Source organism: Acinetobacter ihumii (genome assembly GCF_900625095.1).
Taxonomy (GTDB): Bacteria; Pseudomonadota; Gammaproteobacteria; order Pseudomonadales; family Moraxellaceae; genus Acinetobacter; species Acinetobacter ihumii.
Window position 1 is genome coordinate 1151619 of record NZ_LR130760.1, and the last position, 20515, is coordinate 1172133.

The window sequence follows — 20515 nt, forward strand, 5'->3', positions numbered from 1 at the left end:
AGGCAACATTTGCTTTCTTATCACTAGGAGGGCGATGATACCCTTTTTTGTATAAAAATAAAGACCTTTTGGTCCATAATTTCATGCAACTTGATCAAAAAAAATAAATGCCTAACTCCTTGAACAATTTATAATCATACTATGTGACAGACGAAAGAAAATACGCTTTTTTTCTTCAAAAAATCATTTTTTACCTATTTATCATATTCGCGCTGCAATAAAAATATTAAATACATGATTTTTAATATCTTATCTGTCAATATTTGGATTCTAATTTCATCTAAACTATTACAAACTTGCCACAAAAGATTTTTAAGTTCTACATCACTGATCATTAAGATAGATTCAGATAAAAACAAGTTTTTATTTTTATATTCTAAGGAGATTTTATGCGTCATTTATTATTGGGCAGTTTATTACTTTCAGCAAGTATCAGCCCTGCTGTGTTTGCAGCTGAAAATGAGTCACTTCACTATAATGTGGTCAATGTTCAGGCAGAAGCATCCCGTCAAGTGTCCAATGATGAAATGCATGCCACACTTTATATTGAAAAGAGTAATAAGCAACCTGCTGCTCTGGCGACACAGATTAATCAACTGATGAACGAGGCCATGGCTGTTTCACGTAAATACCCTCAGGTAAAAGTTGAAACAGGCGCACAAAGTACTTATCCAATTTATGACAATGACAGCAGTAAGTTTAAAGAATGGCGTGGACGTGCTGAAATCCGTTTGGAAAGTAAAGATTTTAAAGCAGCGAGCCAACTGATGAGTGAGTTACAACAAAATTTCCAGACTCAATCGGTTAATTTTACTGTTTCGGATGAACAACGTAAAAAAGTTGAAAATGAGCTTATGGTTGAAGCATCAAAAAATTTTCAGCAACGTGCTCAGGTCATTACACAGGCTTGGAACAAAGCAAGCTACAATTTGGTTAATCTCAATTTAAATACCAATAATTATTTTCCACAACCCATCATGTTGCGTGCCAGTATGGCAAAATTTGCGACGGCTGAAGCTGCCCCAGCACAGGATGTTGCTGCGGGTGAATCTAAAATTACAGTCAATGCCAATGGTTCGATTCAGTTTAAATAATAATGGCTGGATTAAAGTGGTAAAAATAGAGAGTTTAGACTCTCTATTTTACAATGAAGAACTAAAAACTATTTCTTAAACGGAAACGCATATTTCACAATACGACCTAACACCTGTCCGTACTGTTTAACCAGACTCGCATTGTTGTAATGAATACCATATTTTTTACAGACCGCTTCAACTTTGGGTGCCATTTTACGATAACGGCGCGCAGGCACATCAGGGAACAAATGATGCTCAATTTGATGACTCAAATGCCCTGTCAAAATATGAAAAACTTCTGAACCTGTCAAATTTGAAGAACCTCGAATCTGACGCATATACCAATGTCCACGGCTTTCATTTTGTAGAACCGTCTTTGGAAAGACTTCCACATCTTTGGTAAAGTGACCACAGAAAATAATACTAAACGTCCAGATATTACGTATCCCATTCGCTACAAGATTTCCAGTAAATACAGGCAAAGCCGCAGGTCCAGCAATCAACGGGAAAAATACATAATCTTTAAACAGGAGTTTACCCATTTTTTTCTGAGCAGGTTTCCAATCTGACATAAACTGTTTCCATGTTCTACGTTTGTAGATCACTTTCCCAATTTCCAGATTTTGGATGGCAACACCCCATTGAAATAATAAACAAAATGGAATGCTATAAATCGGTTGTAATAAAAAACCCGGTTTCCAGCGTTGCTCTGGAAATAAACGTAATAGTCCATAACCAATGTCATCATCCATCCCTTTGATATTGGTATAAGTATGATGTTTAAAATTATGCGTTTGTCGCCAGTTGTCAGAAGTTCCTACTGTATCCCATTCATAGGTTTGACCATTAAATTTAGGATCATTCATCCAGTCATATTGCCCATGCATCACATTGTGACCCAATTCCATATTTTCCAGAATTTTTGAAACGCCTAAAAGTCCTGTACCTAAAAGCCACGCAGGCGGAAACCAGCCTGCAAATAAACACGCACGACCAAAAAAACTGGTATATCGGATCGCACTATAAACACGGCGAATATATGCAGCATCTTTTTCGCCAATATCATCCAGTACTTCCTGCTTAATTTGATCCAACTCTTGAGCAAATTGGTCTAACTCTGCTTGAGTCAACTCTCTATTTTTTGGATTTTTAAAATATTCAACTTTGACAGGCATATTCATGGGAGTGCTCTCTTTAAAGGTCGATCACAAGATCAGACTTGGCTGAACTAACACAAATTTTGATGAGGTTTTTAGGTTCGCTATTTTCACTGGCATTGAGTAAATCTTTGGTGGTGCCTTGCGTTTTTTGGCACACGCACTTGTGACAAACTCCCATACGACAGCCATAAGTTGGTTTAATATTGGCTTGTTCCAAACCAGCCAAAATGGATTGTCCTTTGGGTATCGCGATGATTTGATTGGAACGACTTAAGGTGACATTCACAAATCCGGTGTCATTGTCAGAGATCTGAGTCAAACTAAATGCTTCACTCATAAAAACTTGAGCATGACCAAATAGCTCTTCTGCTGTTTGCACAAACCCTGAAGGACCACAAGCATAAACCGTTGTATTTTCCAGATGTTCAATATCAGCCAAATGTGTCACGTTTAAACGAGCATCATGTTGGTGGTCTTGGGTACTAAAAATTTTCAACTCAAACTGAGGATATTGCTGTGCAAGTTGTTCAAACTCAGTTGCAAAAGCGGCTTCATCACGGTGTTTGACCCAATACAAGAGTTTGACCTGTGATTGAGCCAATTGCTGATTGTCTTTAAGCTGCTTAATCAGGCTGTACATTGGAGTAATACCACTCCCAGCCGCCAACAGTACAATATTGGCTTGATGAGTAAGTTGCATTTCACCAAAGGGTTGACCTAACTCTACGATATCGCCCACTTGGCTTTTTTCATGAAACCAAGTGCTGACTTTTCCATCTGCAATTCTTTTTACCGTCAAAATCAAATTGCCATTATGTTTAGTTAAGCTATAGCTGCGCTCATATAAACGGCCGTCTATTTTAACCTTCACAGGATGATGTTGCCCTGCCTTCCCTAATTCTACGTGACGATTGGTTTGCAGCGTTAAACTTACAGTATCCTTGGCGACGTGTTTTTTTTCTATTATTTGTGCCAAAGCACGTGAAGTTGACCAAATTGGATTTATTTTTTGTAGCCAAAAATCAGCTGCATGCGGATCGAACACAGATTGTGTCAATGTACGAAAGAGAGATGAACTCTTTTGAATTGCTTGCATAGGAATGCCACTCTAGGTTGCTTTCCAATTATTATACACATGTATATAAATTTGTGTATATATATGTATTTTTATTTGCATTTCACAATGGCTCATACTGTGGTTATAATGACGAAATACCTACAATGTATTGAAAAATATGACTGCTTCCTCTTTTTCTACAACACTTGACGCTCATTCTGATGTATCTGAATTTAATCAGAAAATCCCGAGTCGTACGGTAGGTCGTAAAGCAACAATTACTAAGGAAGAATTGTTTGAAGCCGCATTAAACTTGATTGGACCACAAAAAAGTATTGCATCTTTAAGCCTTAGAGAAGTGGCTCGCGAGGCGGGTATTGCTCCAAATAGTTTTTATCGTCATTTTAAGGATGTTGACGAACTTGCAATTGCCCTGATTGATCGCTCAGGAATTGTGCTACGTCAAATTATCCGTGAAGCCCGGTTACAAGCGTCCAAGCAAAACAGTATTATCCGTAGCTCGGTTGAAGTGTTTATTCAGCAACTTGATACTGATGAAGGTAATTTAAGTTTATTACTGCGTGAAGGTTTTACAGGGTCAAAATCTTATAAAGAAGCGGTTGAACGCCAATTAATTTTTTTCCAGCAAGAATTACAAGAAGATCTCATTCGCTTAGAACGTTTAAATCGCAATAAACTCTATCATCCAGATCTTGTGGCAAAGGCAATTACACAACTGGTATTTAATATGGGCGCAAAAGTGATTGATTTGCCCATTGAACAACGTGAAGAAGTGGCTGAACAAACCATGATTATGATCCGTATGATTTTACAAGGCGCACGTCATCTGGACGAATCAAAAATTTGATAATTAGTTGACTTTACGGACAAAATGACAAGAAAAACTTCTAATACAAAACTTGAAGAATAAAAACAATTCTCACTCTCATTATGTGCTAGCTTAAATAGACAACATTCATTTAGTCAGACCTTTCAATTCTTGCAAGGACTGACCTTTTATAAATTGGGACTATGATGAGCAAATCGACTTCAAAAGTATTAAAAGTATATACACGTAATAATCTTGATGCTTCTGTCAAAGAAGCCACCGTTAAAATTTTAAACCAAATTTTGGCGAATTTAATCGATCTTTCATTGCTGACCAAGCAAGCGCACTGGAACATGCGTGGCAGTAACTTTATTGCCGTACATGAAATGTTAGATACCTTTAGAACATCGTTGATTACACATTTGGATAATGTCGCTGAACGTGCGGTACAGATTGGTGGTACAGCACTGGGTACAACTCAAGCGGTCAGCAATACGTCACATTTAAAAGCTTATCCTGTCGAAATTCATGATGTACAGGATCATTTAAAAGAATTAGCCGATCGTTATGCAATTGTTGCCAACCATTTACGCGATACGATTGAAAAAATTGAAGATCCAATTTCTGAAGACATTATTCATGCTGCTTTGGAAGATCTAGATCAATATTTATGGTTCCTTGAAGCCAATATTGATCAAGACAAAACAGCGTAACGAGCTTTGTAAATAGTGATCTTTGTAAATAAATTAAAAACATACGCTTTTTAATCAAAAAGGAGGAATTTAAATTCCTCCTTTTTTATATTTTTATTCCATCAAATCACTTATGGTTTGACCACCACCATGATCTGAATCGCTTCTGGAGTCACCGATAATCCATCCAGAAGATTTAAACCTTCTTTTTGCAATTTTTGTAGACGTTCAATTTCATCAGGACGAATGCTTGGATTAAACTGTTTTAAATAGCTTAAACGCTCAATTTCATATTGCCACTTTTGACCATAATGTTGTTTGGCTTGCTCAATTAAACTTGGTAATGATGTTTTGGCAATATCAAGTGCCTGCGTATAACGTTGCTCAATCACTTCACGACGCGCTTTCACGACTTGACGACAGCTATTACCATCCAGATGATGCAAATATGGTTTTAAAATAGCGGGATCAATTTTTTCAGATAAATCCTGACCTGTTTCACTCAGTAATACGCGAATCAATTGCTTTGGCAAACTTGATGGCAAATTCAAAGCTTTCGGTGCAACCACATCCACTTTAAACCAGACTTCAATCAGTACCGAACCTTGTTTCAGTGCATTTGACTTCAAGACCGCAACATTGGTACTCCCAAAAGCTTGGGTATTGATCATTTCCATGACACTTTCAACAAATGGATGTTCCAAAGTCAGGTATTGCGCATCTTCACGAATCTGTGCCTGATCGCGATAGAATGTAGCGGTCATTCCTTCTTCATCAAGCGTTAGACCCTGTACCTGCATTTGGTCAGTTGGCTTGATAATGACCGTACCATTACTTTGCTCATCAAAGTCGATATTGGTCGATGACATAAAACGCTTCATAAACATCGGCAATGTCGTGTTGTCATCATAATCTTCAAGCGCTTCGACAATTTTTTGCGCGACCATTGGACGGCAAGAATTGTATTCAAGTAAACGGTCACGACCTGCTTGTAGCTCCCCTTCTAATGCCTGACGCTGAACATTCACTTCTTCGAGTAAATCTTCAAAACGCTGACCTAAGTCAGCAAGTAAGCATTCTTTTAAATCGACAATAAAGTTTTCCTGTAGCGTTTGCGCGGTTGGCGAAATACTACTAAAAATATTTAAAGCTTCGTTGTACCAACGGAACATACGCTCTTGTGCTGTTCCAATTAAATAAGGCACATGAATCTGGATACGGTTTTCCTGACCAATACGATCCAGACGACCAATACGTTGTTCCAACACATCAGGATTGGCTGGCAAATCAAATAAAATGAGATCACTGGCAAACTGGAAATTACGCCCTTCTGAACCAATTTCTGAACAGAGTAAAATCTGCGCACCATAACTGTCTTCAGCAAAATATGCAGCCGCCTGATCACGCTCCAATAGACTCATGCCTTCATGGAACATCGCAGTACGAATACCGGCATGCAAACGTAGCGCATTTTCTAGCGCTTCTACCACAGGCCCACTACGCGCAATCAACAACACTTTTTCGTGTTTTAAATCCTTGCGCAAAATTTCCATCAGCCATGCAACACGTGGATCAGTTTGCATCCATGAACCATCAAGTTGAGCTTCTTCTGGCCACATTTGCTCAAGCAGTTTACCATCCATTGACCAATCGGCTGGTGCTGGCAAAGCGGCTGGCTGACAATCACGTCCCGGAAAGCCCTGAATCGCTTCACGCGTATTACGGAACAAGATACGACCTGTCCCGTGACGATCCAATAATTCTTGAATAGCTTGATAACGCTGTTCAGGTTGATCCTGAATACGATGGCTGAGTAAACCTTCCAAAGCATCTATATGTTGATCGGTTAATGCTTCATCCGACATCAGCACTTCAGCGACTTTTGCCGTTTGTTGATATTGTTCTTCTTCATCCAGAAAACGATCCAGACTGCTAAAACGCTGTGGATCAAGCAACCGTAAACGAGCAAAGTGACTTTCTACTCCAAGCTGTTCCGGCGTTGCAGTGAGTAACAATACACCTGCGGTTTGTTGTGCAAATTCTTCGACCAGATCGTAACGATCATTACCACCTTCTTCTTCGCTCCACATTAAGTGATGCGCTTCATCGACCACAAGCAGATCAAAGCCCGCTTCAAGTGCTTGTTCACGCAGGTCCTCATGGTCAATCATTAAATCGATACTGGCAATAATGCATTGTTCGGTCGAAAATGGATTTAACTCAGGATCATGTTCTTTTATCGACGCAGTACGGGTCAAATCGAATAAAGAAAAATGCAGATTGAAACGGCGACGCATTTCAATCATCCATTGATATTGCAATGAATCTGGCACCAAAATCAGGATACGTTCGGAGCGTCCTGTTTTAAGTTGCTGGTGAATAATCAAGCCTGCTTCAATGGTTTTACCTAAACCCACTTCATCGGCAAGCAAGACACGTGGTGCAAAACGCTGACCAACTTCATGTGCAATGTACAACTGATGCGGAATTAAACCGACACGCGCGCCAATCAAACCGCGCAAAGGACTGGTTTGCATTTGCGCTTGCATAATCAACGCTTCGATGCGTAAGTCGTACCATTCCTTATAATCCACTTGACTTGCAAGCAAGCGATCGACAGGTTTGGATAACTGGATTTGAGCACCAATACGAGTTTCATTTAGCGCTTTACGCTCTTGTTCACCGCCATCAATATGACGTACTACGTTATAGCGCAGTACTCCATGGCGATCTTCAATCGATTCAACCAGCCACTTATTGCCTTCTTGATCTTGTACTTCATCATTAATATTAAAAATAATACGTGATAAAGGTGCATTGTTGCGTGCATAGACACGAGTTTCATCACTTTTGGGGAATAAAATGCTGATTGAACGCTCATCAACATCAATCAAAACACCCAAGCCGAGTTCAGTTTCCGTATCTGATAACCAACGTTGACCAATAGCAAACTGCTGCAATTTTTCCACCTTTATCTCAAATTTGCACCACACATTTTACGCTGTTCATTGAAATCAATGGCAGTCATTTTGTGTAGTCTTTCATCACATATTTTGACACAAAGCTCATTAAAAAGAATGAGCTTTTCGCGATTGTTAAAAAAGTTTTGACCTTAAAACGGAACTGGACAACTAAATGTTAACTGTTGTTCCGTTTTGGGATGTTGAAAACTTAAAGTCATCGCATGCAAACACAAACGAGACATAAGTTGCTGATATTGTTCATCTGCATACAAGGTATCCCCTACAATTGGATGACCTAAATATTGCATATGTACCCTTAACTGATGAGAACGCCCCGTAATGGGTGTCAATTCTACGCGCGTCACGGGCTGACCTTGTAATTCAAAATTTTCAATCACCTTCCAGTGTGTTAATGCTGGTTTATGATAGCTTGGATCGACCACATGCAAAGGCGGTCGATCCGGATCATAAACGACTGGAATATCGACTGAACCTTCGCCAGTCAAGCTACCTGCAACCACAGCCTGATAAATTTTATCTGTCTGGCGAGCCTGAAACTGTTTTGAAATATGAGTTTGCGCCGCTTTGTTTAAAGCAAAGACTAAAATTCCAGAGGTATCCCGATCCAGACGATGAATCAGTAAGCTACGTGGTTCAATTGCAACCAGACGTGTTAAAACACTATCGTATAAATCACCCTTACCCGGAACACTAAGTATGCCTGCTGGTTTGTGAATGACAATAAAATCATCATCACGATGAATCAGGTGATCGCTTAGAAAATTACTCAAAGTCTATTCCAGAAGTGATTTTTAAATCAGCGGGCAATAATAAAAATCTTGAGCCAGAAATACAATCAAAAATCTGCATTTTTCATCAAGTTTTAAAAGTATCTTCGATCAAAACTTAAATTCATACTCAGTCGCAATAGTTCTGCTCAGCATTGATCAGATTTGCTGAAAAAAATCACAGATTGTAGTCTGTGCAATGTCTGCATCTTCAAAAGCTTTCGCACCCGAAATACCGATTGCACCAATCAATTGTCCTTCATAAATGATTGGCTCACCCCCTTCGAGCATGCCCGACACACTTTCAAGCGTTAAGAAACCCATTTGACCATTACGGATAATATCTTCATAAAACTTAGATGGACGACGACTCATGGCTGAACATTTGGCTTTTTCCAGACTTAAATGCGCTGTTAACGGTGTTGCACCGTCCATACGTTTCATCATCATTAGAGCACCAGCATCATCGACAATCGAAATACTCATATTAAAACCACGTTCATAGGATAATTCGATGGCACGATTCATTAAAACGTCTGCATCAGTCAATGTAAGATAATGTTTAGTTTTCATTCAATATTCTCCATTAAAAAAGCCCGTAACCACGGGCTCTCACATCATTACTTCATTGATTGAAAGGTATCTTTCGCCGCTTGAATGGTAAATTCAATGTCTTCATCGCTATGTGCTGCCGAAATAAATCCAGCTTCAAATGCGGACGGCGCAAAATTCACACCACGATCTAACATGCCATGAAAGAACTTTTTAAACGCTTCAGTATCACAGGCCAGCATTGAATCAAAACTGGTAATGTCGTCTTGATCGGTAAAATACAATCCAAACATGGCACCTGCTTGTTGGGTTTTAAACGCAATGCCTGCTTCATCCGCCACCGCTTGTAAACCTGCAAGCAATTTTTCAAGCTTTAGATTGAGGTTTTGGTAAAAATCAGGCTGACGTAAATGCTTAAACATTTCAATGCCTGCTCGCATTGCCAATGGATTACCAGACAAAGTACCTGCTTGATAGACTCCACCCAAAGGTGCGATGCATTGCATAATTTCACGTTTACCACCAAAGGCGCCAACAGGTAGCCCTGCCCCAATAATTTTACCGAGTGTGGTCAAATCTGGTTTAACATTGTAATGCGCTTGCGCACCACCTAGTGCCACGCGAAAACCAGTCATCACTTCATCAATAATAAACACTGAACCGTATTCATCACAGACATCACGAATCGCTTGTAAGAAACCGTCAATTGGTTTTACCAAATTCATATTGCCCGCGACAGGTTCTACAATCACCCCTGCGATTTCATGACCAAATTTGGCAAAACATTGTTTTAAGGCAGCAATGTCGTTATAAGGCAGGGTTAAAGTATGTTTGGCAAAATCAGCAGGTACACCTTTTGAGGTCGGTTCACCTTCGCCTTTGGTCAGTAAACCTGAACCTGCTTTGACTAAAAGTGAATCTGAATGTCCGTGATAACACCCTTCAAATTTGACGATTTTGTCACGACCAGTATAACCACGCGCCAGACGAATTGCGGTCATGGTGGCTTCAGTGCCTGAGTTGGTCATGCGCACCAATTCAATCGATGGCATGATCTCACAAATAATATCGGCCAAAGTGGTTTCATGGACTGTTGGCGCACCAAAACTCAAACCATCTTCGGCTGCGGTTTGTACTGCCTGAATAATATCAGGATGAGCATGACCCAAGATCATCGGTCCCCAAGAGCCCACATAATCGACATAACGCTGATTATCTTCATCCCAAAGATAAGCACCTTTGGCTTTTTTGATAAATACCGGAGTTCCACCCACACCATTAAATGCGCGAACAGGAGAATTGACACCACCAGGAATATGTTTGCTGGCTTGCTCAAATAATTGCACTTGTTTTGGAGATAAACTCATGAATACTCTCGATATTTTTAAGTTTGTATAAAATCAGAATACAGAACATTTTCTTTAAATCAGGCTTTGATCAAAAGCCTAGAATTTTTAGATCAATCTTCTGCAAATAACGCAGCCCACGCATGTACACGCGCAGGAATGTCTTGAACCGAACAACCTAATATATCACTAATCACGGCACACAGGTCAGCACCACTTTCAATCACCTCTTTGGAGTTTTCAACAGTTAAACCACCAATGGCGCAGATGGGCACATTGATTTTCTTACGTGCCTGTTTTAGCGTTTCTAAACCAATATTGCCTGCTTCTGGTTTGGTCGTAGTCGCATAAATTGCACCAAATGCCACATAGCTTGCGCCGTCAATAATCGCCTGTTCAGCCAGTTCAATCGAGTTGGCACAGGTTCGACCAATGATCGCATTGGGCGCTAATCTAGCTTTGGCATCGATAATTTCACCATCGGATTGACCCAAATGTACACCCAGTTGAAATTGAGCCGCTAACATCAAATCATCATTGATGATCAAAGGCACCTGAAATTTTTCACACAGCCATTTAATGGCATCGACTTCGGCAGGTTGATCCAGTGGCGCAACTTTTTTACGACGATACTGCAAAATTGCCACTTGACCCGTTGCCAAAGCAGCTTCTAACTTTTCCAATAAGAGTTCAATCGGATCATCATTGGTAATTAAATATAAACCACGCATTGAATTTCAATCTCTTGATGCATTTTTAAAGCAAAGTATAAGTAACGCTAGATTTCTTTCATCAAGATTTAGTCCTTGTTTATTTTTCTCGCCAAAAGAGAATGGAAGGAACTGATGAAAGAAATCAGGTATAAAAAAACAAAATTTTTTATACCGCCATGATTTATTTAAGCCATGAATCCAGTTTGGATTGATCTTCAATCTTAAATTCAACTGTTTGTAATGGAATTTCGCCAGCTATCACATTGAACTGCAACAACTCATCACGACGGAATGCAAACACGGTAAATTGACCCTTTTGTTTTGCATATTGCGCCAATAGTTTTTCAGAAGCTTTAAGTCCATCAATCGAGATAATGATATCTTGAGCCGATAAACCTGCTTTTGCCCCTTCTCCTGCACGATTGGCTTGCTGAATGAAGACGCCTTCTGGCTTATCTAGCAGCTTTAAACCAAAAGGTAATGCTTTATCATGTTTAAACTCATAGCTGAGTCCAAACGATGGCAATAACTCATTGAGTGGCAATTCTTCTGTGGTATTGATCAGGAAACTTAAGCGTTCTGTCCAATCCTGTCCTGTGAGTTCTTTGGCTAACTCAAAAATACTTCGTTCACTGACCTGAATACCGTTTTGGGTATTGTCATATAAACGGCACAGTAAAGCATCTAAGCTTGAGCCATAAGTACGCAAACCAAGATCCAGACACAACGCAACCAAAGCACCTTTGTTGTAATAACTGGTGCCTGCATTATTGGAGTTTTCATCCTGACGATAAAACTTGATCCATGCGTCAAAACTTGATTCAGACACAGATTGAATAAAACGTCCCGGATTTTGTAGATAACGATCAATCTGGGCTTTTAATAATTTAAGGTAAGAGGCCTGAGAAATCACGCCGCTACGCAGCAAAATCAAGTCATCATAATATGAAGTGAAACCTTCAAATATCCACAGTAAAGACGTATAAGACTCTTGCTGTAAATTGTATTGGGCAAAATTTTCAGGCCGTATAAATTTAACCAACCATGAATGAAAATATTCATGACTGCACAAACCTAAAAAGCGTTGATAATCTTCCGATGGTTCTTCTGGCTCATTGGCTTTTGGTAGATCATGACGCGGTGTGATCAAACTGGTACTGTTGCAATGTTCCAATCCACCATAACTATTGCCCGTTGCCATGGTCATAAACGTATAGTTTTTAAATGGTGCAGAACCAAAAATTGCAATTTCTGTTTCACAAATTTTGCTTAAGTCAGACTTTAAACGTGCAACATTGGTCTGATGCTGACCTGACACCACAAACTCGTGCGCAATGCCCTTTGCTTCAAAATTAAAGCGCGTTTGTTCTGCCAATTCAAATGGACTATCAATCAGTTGATCATAATTGTCCGCTTTTAAGGTAAAACGTCCTTTGACTAGACTTTTCGAGCCTAAACCTGTCGCCAACTGAAAATGTTTAAGTTCATCTGGTAAAAAAACTTCAACTTCACAGGCTGATTGTTCCTGATCTTGTAGACCTAAACACACACAAGCAGGATTCACATATAAACGGGTTTGATCGACATAGGCACCACGAACAGAAAGGTCGTAAGCATAGACATCATATTCAACCGTAATCAGTTCATGGTCGGTATTAAACAAACGCCATCTATTTTTCTGATCTTTTCGAATCGACAATAATCGACCGGCTTCATCATAGGCTTTAACCGATTCAATATGCTTTGCAAATTCTCGAATCAGATAACTTCCAGGAATCCACGTCGGTAGCCAAAGTTCCTGATTGGGATTGGCTAGAAAACGCATCGTGACATGAATCAGGTGTTGGCGATAATCATCAAATTCAATTTGGTAATGCAACATATTTTTAAGAGATCAAATGAGTCAATTTCACTTAGCTTAACATTTTTTTAAGAGCGCATGACTTTTTCACCGTTTAGAAGTTACTTAACAGTGCATCAATAAAGTCTGCACTCCTTTCATCATCAAATGAACTATCATTAAAATATAAGTAGATTTTAATTGTCGTATTTGTCTACAAAAGCCACTAGCCTTCATGAAAAAAAAGGCATAGCATGCAACTATTTTTAGCATTTCACACCACGGGATGGTCATGCAGGTGAACACGTGAGATTTTTTCTTTCACTTTTTACGCTTTTTAGTTTGTTTTGTACCACAGTTACCCATGCACAACTCCTGAATATTGCACCCGAAAGTGTGGAAGCTCAGGCATGGAGTATTATTGATGCTCAATCAGGACAAACCATTGCTGAATACAATAGTCATGCTCAGCGCGCACCCGCGTCTTTAACCAAAATGATGGTGGCGTATATTGCTTTAAAAGAAATTAAAGCGGGTAAATTGCGTAAGGACGAAATTTTAACTGCAACACCTGTGGTTAAAATGGTGATGTGGGATGAATCTCAAATGTACTTAAAAGAAGGTGAACAGATTTCTGTTGATCAACTTTTGGCAGGTCTAATTGTAATGTCAGCTAATGATGCTGCGGTAACTTTAGCTGAACGCATTTCTGGCAATGTTCCTGCATTTTTACAGCGTATGAATCAGGAAGCTCAAGCGTTAGACATGAAAGATACACACTTCTCTAATCCTGCTGGTGTGACCATGCCAGATCATTATTCGACTTCTCATGATTTGGGTTTGCTTGCCAAAGCACTGGTGAATCAGGTTCCTGATTATTTAAACTATTCAAAATTGCCTAGTTTTAGTTATAACCAGCGTTTTCACCGTGCAACCAATTTGGTTCTTAAAAATGACCCAAGCGTAGATGGCTTAAAAACAGGTTTTACCAAAGCCGCAGGTTATAATCTTGCTCTTACCGCAAAACGCCCAACCCTCAATCCTGACCTGCCTGAGCGTCGTTTGATTGTGGTGGTTTTAGGCACCAAAAGTGCGCTGAAACGTGCAGAAGTTGCACATAAATTAATGAATCTGGCCTACACCTATACACGTGATGAAGAAGTCATTAAAGACAAACAACTAATTGCAGAATTACCCGTGGTGAAATCTACCTTAAAAATGTTTAAGGTTGAAACCCAACAACCTACGATTGTCACCACGTCATTGTATGACTCAGCCCAAGCGATTGATCTGAATCAGTTTGATATGCAAACTCAACGCTTGCACGTGACCTATGACAATGGAATTATGACCACCATTGAACCTTTGCAAACCACAAAAACCCATGTCAATGTTGAACTGAACGAAAAACAACTGACTGCCCCCCTGATGAAAGCAGTTAACCTTGCAACGGTTCAGGTCTATCAAAACAATCAGTTGATTCAAAGCATTCAAATTAATGACAATGTGCAAATACAAGAAGCCAATATTTTTGAACGTTTCTTCATGTGGTTCAAAAGTCTTTTCTCACTTTTTGGACACGATGAACCAAGCGTAAAGCTTTACCCACTCAACTAAGACAAGTCACATAGATTTTTGACAAGGTAGCTTTTAAGCTGCCTTTTCTTTTTGAAGTTATTCATTTTTGAAACGATGTGCTGATATTTAAAGCATAAAAAAGTAGTTTTGCATTGAAATTTAAAAAAACACCCCGATCTATGAAAAAATGAATATTTAAATGTGAAAACTTGTGCTTTTTTACGATTTTTAATCTACAAAACGAATTTTTCACTTTATGATATGTACTTAAATTGATTGAATGGATCAAATAACATGACTGCTATTGCAAATAACCACGTGGTTTCATTCCACTACACGCTGACTAATGCTGAGGGTGAAACTCTTGACCAATCACAAGGTGAACCACTTGCCTATTTGCACGGTGCAGGTAACATCATCCCAGGTTTAGAAAATGCATTGTTGGGTAAAACTGTAGGTGAAAAATTTACAGTCAATGTTCCTGCGGCTGAAGGCTATGGCGAATACAACCCAGATCTAGTTCAGGAAGTTCCTGCACAAATGTTCCAAGGTGTTGAAAACATTCAACCTGGTATGCAATTTCAAGCTCAAACTGACGATGGCGTGCAAATCGTAACCGTTAAAGCAGTTGAAGGCGATAACGTTGTGGTTGATGCAAACTTCCCACTTGCTGGTCAAGATTTAACATTTGAAGTTGAAATCGTTGAAATTCGTGATGCAACTCAAGAAGAACTTGATCATGGTCACGTACATGGTGCGGGTGGTCACCACCACTAATCATAAAATTTTATGATTGTTGTGACGCTCTAATTTTATAAAGCAAAGTTTCGACTTTGCTTTATTTTTATTGAAATTGCCCTTGGGCATAAATTTGAACTTAAATACAACTATTATTGCTTCTTTAGATTTAATCAAACATACAATTCATCTATATCGCCTGATGGCAATCAAAAAGAGTTTAATTTTTTCAGATTTTGTCATGCTAGTATGGCGCGCCTACGTTCGAAATCAAAATTAAGTAATTGATTTTATTTAAATTAAAATCAAGTTTAAATAAATGGAGATTTAATCAATCAAATTAATGATGAATAAATCACAATTATTGACCAATATTGTGACATATGTTAGATTTTTAATCGAATTATGATTTTTTCATATATTCATCCCTCGAGAAGCCGTCTTTTGATTACTCAAAAGACGGTTTTTTTAATGATGTCTTGACCTTAAATATTGATGTTGAACCAAGTGCAATCATGTCATACAGAGTGTTTCATACGTGATAGCAGCATAAAATTTTATTCGGAAAATAAGTGAATGTAATTTTAATGATCAATCATTCAAGCATCTCACTGCAAAACATTATTTTAGATTTGTAATTCGCCTTGTACTTGTTTTCATTTATTTTTATGATGGAATTGAAAGCGGAGACTCATGAAATAATTCAGGTGTTATTCGCTATTAACTTATAAGAATGATTGGCTACATAGGAATAATATATTATGAAATATCAACACATTTTAGTCCCAGTTGACGGTTCTGACATTTCTCTTGCAGCATTACAGCAAGCGGCTTCTATTGCTAAAGCCTTTGAGAGCAAAATTACGGCAATTAGTTTATTGGCTGTAGATCCTTTTAGTGGTGTCGATTTTTATTATGTTTCTCCTGTGATGAAAGATTACTTTGTAGAAGCACATGCTCAAGCAGAAGAAACTTTAGCAAAAGCTAAAAATATTGGTGCTGAGCTGGGTGTAGACATTGAGACTCAAATCGTTAAGGGTGAAGTTTCAGCAGAAGGAATCTTACAGGCAGCAGAAGATTTAAAAGTAGATTTAATCGTCATGGGTTCACATGGACGTAAAGGCTTTCAAAAATTCTTCCTAGGTAGTTTTGCCCAAGAAGTTTTAGGACATACCGAACTTCCCGTTCTTATTGTAAAAAAATAATTTTTAAACACTAAAAAGCCCGTTTTTACGGGCTTTTCTAGAACTTGAACAATTATTGAGTGAATATCCTCAAATGGTTCGTTGTTAGCATATAACGCATCAAGGTTACCACATCTGTTTCACCTTAGCCGAGAATCAACTCTTGTAAACCAAGCAGTATGTGAATACCTTATAAATAGATTAACAGCTACTCTTCGACTGATCAATATTTAAACACCCCTTACCTGCTCATGATTTGTAAAAAAACGTATCCCTAATATTACGCTTTAGCATTATTTTTTATAGAGTATTCTAAATTTGTACTTAATCAGTAAAATAATGAATTAAAAGCATATTTTTCAAATAAACTACGCATGTTGTTCGTTAAAGTATTTAAGAAATTTATTATACAACTTTAGTGCTTAAAAATGATTTGGAGAAAAAAATGTTGAAGAAATTATTCGTAACAACAACTTTTGTATCTGCTTTGACTATGGTCGGCTGTGCCACTATGAGTAATCCATCGACAGATCGTAACCTATCTATGTTACAAAATAAGCTGTGGTTAGTGACTGAAATCAATGGCGTAGAATACAAAGCAAACCCTGCCCAAACGGCCAATGTTGCTGCCCTTATGTTTGATAATAATGCATTGAGCGGTTCTGATGGATGTAATCGTCTAATGGGCGGATATACAGTCAAAGGTACAAAGATTGCTTTCACTCAGTTGGCAAAAACTCAAATGGCTTGTTTATCTGCAACAGATGTTCCAGAAAAATTCTCGAATGCTCTAGGTCAAACTACAAGCTATAAAGTGTCTGAGAAAAAGTTAGAACTTTTAAACAATGACGGTAAAGTCCTAGTTGAATTAAAAAGTAAATAATTTAAAAATGCTCCCAGTTTAGGCTGGGAGTAGTTGACTTAACTTTATAAAAATAAAAAATTTTTGGAACAACTTAGTTCTACAATAGAATAAAAAAACTCTAACTCATTAATATAAAATTTAATTAAAAATGATTAACTTTACTTTGCGATTATGAAATGTTTTGCGAGCCTTATTTTTCCCTTCTCTGATCTTTTCTTGAATAGCTTTTTTTGGACATTGCTCTACACAAGGTGATCAAGATTATACAATTTTTATTAAAATACTGACATTACCTTAATTTTTTTATGGTTTAATAATGAATAAGAATCAATTAACTTTGGCAGATTGACTATCGAGAATCATCAAATCATTCTTCAAGATGAGCATCAAAAACGCCATAAAATTATCAGGGTGCATGATGTTTCATTTAATAGCCAAACCTTGATGAACACTTATCAATGGTTATGGATTTATGCTGAAAGCTACGAATTCTTCCCATTTGAGTTATGGGAGTGTTTAGATCGTGCCCAAATTGATGACATCATTCAAGATCATCAACAAACTTATAGAGTCACTCAAATTTTCTTGATTCGTAAACCTAAATTTTCATAAGCTGCTCTCAGTATTGAGACTTCATTCTAAAATAAAGCAAGTGTGCTCAATTTTATAAAATATTTATGACAGATTTCATGTGAATGATTACATCTGTTTGGCTTTGTTGCACAAACCTATCTCTAAAGGCTTATTCCACAATATAATTCTCAAATGAATAAGCCCACACCTAAAATCTATCGTACAACCAATTGGTCTTCTTATAACAGTGCATTAATAAATCGAGTTCTTGACTCAAGCATTAATGCAGTACGATCTTCAAAGTTAAGATGATGGTATGACAATTTTATATACTCCATAAACCCTTTAAATTAATTAGGTGGTTTATGTCGCACTTCAAGTTTTACTCTGCCATGCTTCATTATCTAAATGACGATCCTGATAAATGATTTCACCTTTCCAGATCAGATTTGGTAAAATTCGATAATCCAAAGCCAATGATGTAGCAGTATTGTCAGCATCTGAACCGTTGTATGTTTCACCTTTTTCTTTCACCACATTAAAACGATAACCAAATTGCTTATCCTCTCCTACACGGCCTCCAGCATCCAAACTTGCGGATAGAATGCCTGCATTTCGATAACCTATTTTGGTACTCAGCAAAGTTTCTTCAGTGGGTTGTTTTGTTTGATAATTAATAATCCCACCTGGTGTAGCAAAACCATACATTAAACCAGACAAACCTTTTAATGCCATTACATTCTGGGCAAGCTCAACAGGGAACTCTCCTCCCCATGCACTGACTGAATAACCATTGACTTTATAACCATTCGTTTCATCGAGCTTTAAACCACGTATAGAAACAGGTGTACTCCATCCACTACTGTATGAATTAACTTCTGTGACAATACTTGGATCACCGACAAAAATTTTGCCCAATGAATTAGTTTGTCTAGTTTCAATTTCTTCAGCCGTTTTTGTAGTAATTGAATAAGGTGTATCGATCACACTTTTATTGCCTAATACACCTACAGTGTTCACTCGTTTTAAAGGTACATTTTGATTGTCAGCTTCCAGTGTAATCGTCGGTAATACCGAACCTGAAGATGCCTCTAAAGAAGATCGGCCACTTTGATTGGCTTTAGATTGAAGTGGGGTAAGTTTTACTACTTCTTCTTTTTTATCATTTTGACTTTTTTGTTCTAATCGGTAACCACTCGATGTTTGTTTAATTTGATAATTGGTATTTTTTAATAACTCTGCAAAACCATCATTGATGTCATAAGCACCTTGTATTCCTTGACTTTGTACTCCAGAAAACAAGCGACTATCGAAAACAATATTGACACCCTGCTCTAAGGCATAACGATTCAGCACTTGCGCCAGATTTCCTGCGGGAATATTAACTTGAGTCGGCGCTGCATGAGCAATCAGAGGCAATGCAGCCACAGAAAAAATTGCCATATGAATCGCTAAAACCAAAGGTTTTGGATTGAGAAATGGACGACGAAAAGACCCCATTTTAATTTCCTTACATCATTTGTATTTGCCTATTAACTAAGACGTTTCAGAAATCAAAACAGGAAAAAATTTTTCTATTTTTTAATTTTTTTGGATGACAGTAAACAAATCTCCTACCGCATAGGTGTTGAGATGAAGTTGCTCTTTCAATAATTGCATGGCTGCATTTGGGTCATCCAAAGGTAATACCGCATTAACACGATATTGGCTTAAAGTCTTGTGATTAAAAATATATCGGCTAGATTGATAACTCTCAAGCATATCTAAAACCTGATCTAAGGCCATATCATTGACCACCAGTTTTTTACTTTGCCATGATTTTCGTAGAATATCTGGATGAACAGGTTCGATGTGAACCTGCTTCCCATCAAAATTAAAGCTTTGTCCTGTTTCAAGCACGATCGGCTCAAACTGATGATGCACCGAATAAATTTTGGTTTTCGATTCAATCATGCTGACATGCGCCTGATTGTGATCATAATTGACAATAAATTGGGTTCCCAGTGCCTGCACCTGAATATCACCCAAATCAACGACAAAAGGACGGGTATGATCTTTAGCGACATTGACCAAAATGTTGCCTTTAAACAAATGTATTTTTCTTTGATCCAAATTGTATTGCTGGTTGTAAGCGGTTTGTCCTGCCATCTCAATCGCACTTTGATCCGATAAAATATTCTGTTTCCATTGTTGTGCTTGTGTTGAATGATCTGCATTCCAGCGTTGATAAGGTAGTTGGGAAACGATCCAAACCGCAATCATGGCAATGATTAAACTGCTTCCCCACAATAAACTTGCCGATTTTTTCTTGGCTGTGGTTTTTCTTAAAATCATCTTTTGAACAATTGGATGTTGCGATTGCAGACTTTGCGCTTTCAGGAGATCCATTTGACTTAAAAATTGTTGTAATTCTTCAAAGGTTTTTAAATGCTCAGGACTTTGTTGTTTCCATTGTTCCAATCGAGCTAAATCATCCTGAGAAAAATCGCCTGAACTTAATGTAATCAAACATTCTGATGCTTCGTTTATAATTTGTTGATCAGGTTTTGACATGAAAATTG

The 20515-nt window shown here is 38.1% G+C and carries 18 protein-coding genes; 8 read left to right on the forward strand and 10 right to left on the reverse strand.

The genetic code is table 11. The annotated features are described in order from the left end of the window. Positions 1-389 precede the first annotated feature (389 nt). Positions 390-1094, forward strand: a complete 705-nt coding sequence (locus E0D95_RS05405) for an SIMPL domain-containing protein (RefSeq protein WP_130802932.1) — start codon at positions 390-392, stop codon at positions 1092-1094. Positions 1095-1162: 68 nt separating this feature from the next. On the opposite strand, the gene E0D95_RS05410 is transcribed toward E0D95_RS05405, so the two are convergent. Together E0D95_RS05410 and E0D95_RS05415 are read right to left on the reverse strand one after the other, a co-directional pair. Then, positions 1163-2257, reverse strand: coding sequence for a fatty acid desaturase family protein (locus E0D95_RS05410; RefSeq protein WP_130802933.1), 1095 nt, complete (start codon positions 2255-2257; stop codon positions 1163-1165). Positions 2258-2270: 13 nt separating this feature from the next. After that, a complete protein-coding gene (locus E0D95_RS05415; RefSeq protein WP_130802934.1) occupies positions 2271-3332 on the reverse strand; it encodes a ferredoxin reductase in 1062 nt (353 codons plus the stop codon). Between the two features lie 139 nt (positions 3333-3471). Between E0D95_RS05415 and fabR the strand changes: the two genes are divergently transcribed. Both fabR and dps read left to right on the forward strand, forming a co-directional pair. Then, the gene (gene fabR / locus E0D95_RS05420) at positions 3472-4161 is read left to right on the forward strand and encodes an HTH-type transcriptional repressor FabR (protein WP_130802935.1); all 690 of its coding nucleotides are present in this window, start codon (positions 3472-3474) and stop codon (positions 4159-4161) included. Positions 4162-4328: 167 nt separating this feature from the next. Next, entirely contained in the window at positions 4329-4835 is a 507-nt protein-coding gene (gene dps / locus E0D95_RS05425; protein WP_130802936.1) for a DNA starvation/stationary phase protection protein Dps, read from the forward strand. A gap of 110 nt (positions 4836-4945) precedes the next feature. Here dps and rapA read toward each other — a convergent pair whose 3' ends face one another. From rapA to E0D95_RS05455, 6 genes are all read right to left on the reverse strand, one after another. Next, positions 4946-7783, reverse strand: coding sequence for an RNA polymerase-associated protein RapA (gene rapA, locus E0D95_RS05430; protein WP_130802937.1), 2838 nt, complete (start codon positions 7781-7783; stop codon positions 4946-4948). A 143-nt stretch (positions 7784-7926) separates the two neighbouring features. Beyond that, complete coding sequence (locus E0D95_RS05435; RefSeq protein ID WP_130802938.1) at positions 7927-8568, reverse strand: RluA family pseudouridine synthase; 642 nt, start codon at positions 8566-8568, stop codon at positions 7927-7929. Positions 8569-8724: 156 nt separating this feature from the next. Then, entirely contained in the window at positions 8725-9138 is a 414-nt protein-coding gene (locus tag E0D95_RS05440; protein WP_130802939.1) for a GlcG/HbpS family heme-binding protein, read from the reverse strand. Between the two features lie 47 nt (positions 9139-9185). Beyond that, positions 9186-10484: a glutamate-1-semialdehyde 2,1-aminomutase gene (gene hemL / locus E0D95_RS05445; RefSeq protein ID WP_130802940.1), complete on the reverse strand. Its 1299-nt coding sequence runs from the start codon at positions 10482-10484 to the stop codon at positions 9186-9188. A 92-nt stretch (positions 10485-10576) separates the two neighbouring features. After that, complete coding sequence (gene thiE / locus E0D95_RS05450; RefSeq protein ID WP_130802941.1) at positions 10577-11194, reverse strand: thiamine phosphate synthase; 618 nt, start codon at positions 11192-11194, stop codon at positions 10577-10579. 163 nt (positions 11195-11357) lie between these two features. Beyond that, on the reverse strand, positions 11358-13058 hold the full coding sequence (locus E0D95_RS05455; protein WP_130802942.1) for a M61 family metallopeptidase: 1701 nt from the start codon (positions 13056-13058) through the stop codon (positions 11358-11360). 264 nt (positions 13059-13322) lie between these two features. Between E0D95_RS05455 and E0D95_RS05460 the strand changes: the two genes are divergently transcribed. From E0D95_RS05460 to E0D95_RS05480, 5 genes are all read left to right on the forward strand, one after another. Next, on the forward strand, positions 13323-14633 hold the full coding sequence (locus tag E0D95_RS05460; RefSeq protein ID WP_130802943.1) for a D-alanyl-D-alanine carboxypeptidase PBP6B: 1311 nt from the start codon (positions 13323-13325) through the stop codon (positions 14631-14633). A gap of 255 nt (positions 14634-14888) precedes the next feature. After that, entirely contained in the window at positions 14889-15371 is a 483-nt protein-coding gene (locus E0D95_RS05465; protein WP_130802944.1) for an FKBP-type peptidyl-prolyl cis-trans isomerase, read from the forward strand. A 722-nt stretch (positions 15372-16093) separates the two neighbouring features. After that, positions 16094-16537, forward strand: coding sequence for a universal stress protein (locus tag E0D95_RS05470; protein WP_130802945.1), 444 nt, complete (start codon positions 16094-16096; stop codon positions 16535-16537). Positions 16538-16961: 424 nt separating this feature from the next. Then, positions 16962-17399, forward strand: coding sequence for an META domain-containing protein (locus E0D95_RS05475; RefSeq protein ID WP_130802946.1), 438 nt, complete (start codon positions 16962-16964; stop codon positions 17397-17399). A gap of 333 nt (positions 17400-17732) precedes the next feature. Then, complete coding sequence (locus E0D95_RS05480) at positions 17733-17993, forward strand: hypothetical protein (RefSeq protein WP_130804840.1); 261 nt, start codon at positions 17733-17735, stop codon at positions 17991-17993. 336 nt (positions 17994-18329) lie between these two features. Here the strand turns inward: E0D95_RS05480 and E0D95_RS05490 are convergent, their stop codons facing one another. Together E0D95_RS05490 and E0D95_RS05495 are read right to left on the reverse strand one after the other, a co-directional pair. Further along, positions 18330-19454, reverse strand: a complete 1125-nt coding sequence (locus tag E0D95_RS05490) for a TonB-dependent receptor (RefSeq protein ID WP_228258830.1) — start codon at positions 19452-19454, stop codon at positions 18330-18332. Positions 19455-19535: 81 nt separating this feature from the next. Further along, entirely contained in the window at positions 19536-20507 is a 972-nt protein-coding gene (locus tag E0D95_RS05495) for a FecR family protein (RefSeq protein WP_130802947.1), read from the reverse strand. Positions 20508-20515 lie beyond the last annotated feature (8 nt).